This is a genomic window from Mesorhizobium sp. M4A.F.Ca.ET.020.02.1.1 (assembly GCF_004022645.1).
Classification (GTDB): Bacteria; Pseudomonadota; Alphaproteobacteria; order Rhizobiales; family Rhizobiaceae; genus Mesorhizobium.
The window spans coordinates 1-3,495 of the sequence record NZ_RZOI01000640.1 but is presented as its reverse complement, the minus strand read 5'-3'; the positions used below and the strand labels follow the sequence as shown (position 1 = coordinate 3,495).

Sequence of the window (3,495 nt, the reverse complement as noted above, 5' to 3'; positions counted from 1 at the left end):
TCCTGATGCAGGTCGACATCCTCTATCCGGAAATCGAGGCCGAGCGCCGCATCCTGCTCGAAACCACTGGCGTCGAGGACGCCAAGGCCGAGAATGTGCTGCAGCCGGCGCGGCTCAAGGAGATCCAGACGCTGATCCGCCGCATGCCGGTGCCGGAAAGCGTGGTCGAGGCGATCCTCAAGCTGGTGCGTTCGGCCCGCCCCGGCCAGGGCCACGCCGAGACCGACAAGCTAGTCGCCTGGGGTCCCGGGCCGCGCGCCAGCCAGGCGCTGACGCTTTGCGCCCGAGCCCGCGCGCTCTATGATGGACGTCTTGCGCCGTCGGTCGACGATATCAGGGCGCTCGCCGAGCCGGTGCTGCAACATCGCATGGCGCTGACCTTCGCCGCCCGCGCCGAGGGCACATCTGTGCGTGACGTGGTGGCGAAACTGGCAAAAGGCATCTGATGGCACGAATAGGCGAGGTCCAGGCACCGGTTGCGACGCGCGATGCGCTCGCCCGTGGCCGGTTGCGGGCCTCGCTGGTGCCGGACCTGCTGGTCGAGGCGCGTCGCATCGTCAACACCGTGATCGCCGGCTGGCATGGCCGCCGCAAGCGCGGCATCGGCGAGAATTTCTGGCAGTTCCGACCCTATGTCGAAGGCGATTCCTCGCGCATCGACTGGCGCCGCTCGGCCCGCGACGATCACACCTATGTGCGCGACCGCGAATGGGAGGCGGCCCACACGGTGTGGCTGTGGGCCGATCCCTCGCCGTCGATGCTCTACAAATCGGCCGGCGCCAGCGTTTCCAAGGAATCGCGCGCGCTCGTCCTGGCGCTGGCCATGGCCGAGCTTCTGTCGCGCAGCGGCGAGCGCATCGCCTGGCCGGGCCTGACCGATCCGTTCACCGCCCGCAACGGCGCCGAGCGCATCGCCGCCCAGCTCGGCCATGCCGGCGCGCTGCCGGCAAAGCCCGACCTCTCCGGCATCCGCCGCTTTTCCGACGTCGTCCTCGTCGGCGACTTCCTCGATCCGGTCGAGGAGACCATGGCCTGGCTCGACGTGCTCGCCCGCCACGGCGTGCGCGCCCACCTGATCGAGGTCGCCGATCCGGCCGAGGAGACCTTTCCCTATGCCGGGCGCACCGAGTTCACCGATCCCGAGACCGGCGACAAGCTGACCGCCGGTCGCGCCGAGATGTTCGGCGATGAGTATCGCCTGCTTTACAATGCCCGCCGCCAGGAACTGGCCGGCTGGTGCAGGCGGCTGGGCTGGAGCTTCACCGTCAATCACACCGACCGCCTCGCCTCGGAAGCGCTGGTGCGCATCCACATGGCTTTGACCGCCGAAGGCAGTCATGCAGGGTTGACCATGGGTCATACCGGGTTGACCGCAGGTCATACCGGGTTGACCGCAAGTCATACCGGGCTGACCGTCCATAGTGGTCATGCCGGAAAGATCGGCGCATGAGCTGGCTACCGCTTTCCTTCGGTGCGCCCATGGTGCTCTGGGGCCTGCTGGCGCTGCCGGTGATCTGGTGGCTTCTGCGGCTCACCCCGCCGAAGCCGCAGACGGAAGTGTTTCCGCCGCTGAAGATCCTGGCCGGCGTCCTGAAGCGCGAGGAGACGCCACAGCAGAGCCCATGGTGGCTGACGCTGCTGAGATTGCTGATGGCGGCCTTCATCGTCGTCGCACTTGCCGAACCGGTCTTCAATCCGCGTGAAAAACTGCCGGCAGAGGGCTCGGCCCTGGCATTGGTCATCGACAATGACTGGGCAAGTGCCGCCGACTGGGGCAAGCGCGTCGCCACGGCCGAACGGCTGATCGCCGACGCCGGCTCGAACGGCGTGCCCGTCATCATCGCCTTCACCGCCGAAAAGCCCAACGCCGAGATCGGCCCCTTCGACGCCGCTACCGCGCTCGACCGGCTGCGCGCGGCCAAGCCGCGGCCGATCCCGACCGACCGTCCCGCCGTCTATGCCCGCGTCGCGGCAAGCCTGGAGAGCCATCCCGGCGCCAGCGTTGCCGTGCTCGCCGACGGGCTCGCCGGGCAAGGCGACGAAGCCGCCTTCAACACGCTTTTGTCGAGCAACGCCGCGCGCCTGGTCTGGGCCACGTCCGACCGGATTTCGCTGACCGGCCTGACCGGCGCCGACAACCAGGTCGACGGTTTCGCGCTGACCGCCATACGCGCGCCGGGCGATCCGGCGCCCGCGCAGGTCACCGCGGGCGCCTTCGATGACAAGGGCCGCCGCATCGCCGATGCGACGCTGACCTTTTCGCCGGGCGAGTCCATGGCCACCGGCACCATGGCCGTGCCGTTCGAGCTGCGCAACGACTTCGCCTCGATCGCGCTCGACGGCGAACATCAGGCCGGCGCCCTGCGGGTGCTGGACGAAAGCTCCAAGCGCCGCCGCGTCGGGCTTTTGTCGCAGTCAGAGGCCGACCAGGCGCAGCCGCTCTTGTCGCCGCTCTACTACATCCGTCGTGCGTTGCAGCCCTTTGCCGATCTCGTCGAGCCATCGAGCGTCGACCTCGCCGACGCCATCCCGCAATTGCTTGACCAGAAGCCGGCGATGATCGTCATGGCCGATGTCGGCACCATTCCCGAGCAGGTCCGGCCTAAGCTGGTCGACTGGGTCGACAAGGGCGGCACGCTGGTGCGTTTCGCCGGCTCGCGGCTGGCCGCCGCCGGCAATGACGACGACCTTTTGCCGGTCAGGCTGCGCAGCGGCGAACGCGCGCTAGGTGGCGCGCTGTCCTGGACGACGCCGCAGCCCGTGACCGAATTCCCGAAGAATGGCGCCTTCGCCGATCTTGCACCACCGACCGAGGTGACCGTCACCCGGCAGGTGCTGGCCGAACCGACGCCCGACATTGTCGAGCGCACCTGGGCGACGCTGGCTGACGGCACGCCGCTGGTGACCGGGCTAAAGAAGGGCAAGGGCACGCTGGTGCTGTTCCACGTCACGCCCGAGGCGACATGGTCGAACCTGCCGATCTCGGGCAGTTTCGTCGAGATGCTGAGGCGCATCGTGCAACTGTCGCGCAACCAGGGTGCCGCGGTCGCCAATGCCGAAGCCGCCGCCACCTCGCTGGCCCCCTATCGCATGATCGCCGCAGACGGCATGCTCGTGCCGCCGACCCCGGACGCTCGCCCGCTGGTGCCAGGTCCCGGTCCACTGCCGGTGACGATCGAAAACCCGCCGGGCCTTTACGGCTCCGAGACCGGTGTGTTCGCCCACAATCTGCTCGATGCAGCCAGCACCTTTGCGCCGCTGGCGAGGCCCAACGTCTCGCTGCCGGTGACCACCATCCAGTACGCTTTTGACGAGTCGCGCAACCTGAAGGGCGCCCTCGTCGCCGCGGCGCTGGTGCTCATGGTGCTCGATACGCTGGCGGTGTTCTGGATGGGCGGCCTGCTATCGCGCCGGCCGCGCCGCGCCGCCGCGACAACGGCGGCTGCCTTGCTTATCGGGCTTGGCGTCGTCGGCGCGTGCGCGATCGGCATGGCC

Annotated in this window: 3 protein-coding genes; all 3 read left to right on the top strand. The window is 68.7% G+C overall.

Annotated features, from left to right (window positions below):
- On the top strand, positions 1 to 446 hold a 446-nt coding region (locus tag EN742_RS28395), incomplete at its 5' end, for a MoxR family ATPase (protein ID WP_245492411.1).
- Positions 446 to 1,450, top strand: coding sequence for a DUF58 domain-containing protein (locus EN742_RS28390; protein WP_245455413.1), 1,005 nt, complete (start codon positions 446 to 448; stop codon positions 1,448 to 1,450). The genes EN742_RS28395 and EN742_RS28390, both read left to right, overlap by 1 nt.
- Positions 1,447 to 3,495 (top strand): BatA domain-containing protein (locus tag EN742_RS28385; RefSeq protein WP_128333538.1); only part of this gene is annotated, 2,049 nt, incomplete at its 3' end. The genes EN742_RS28390 and EN742_RS28385, both read left to right, overlap by 4 nt.

Bases quoted from the DNA above. Each gene is read 5' to 3' on its own strand.
- EN742_RS28390 (WP_245455413.1), top strand. From the start codon at position 446: ATGGCACGAATAGGCGAGGTCCAGGCACCGGTTGCGACGCGCGATGCG.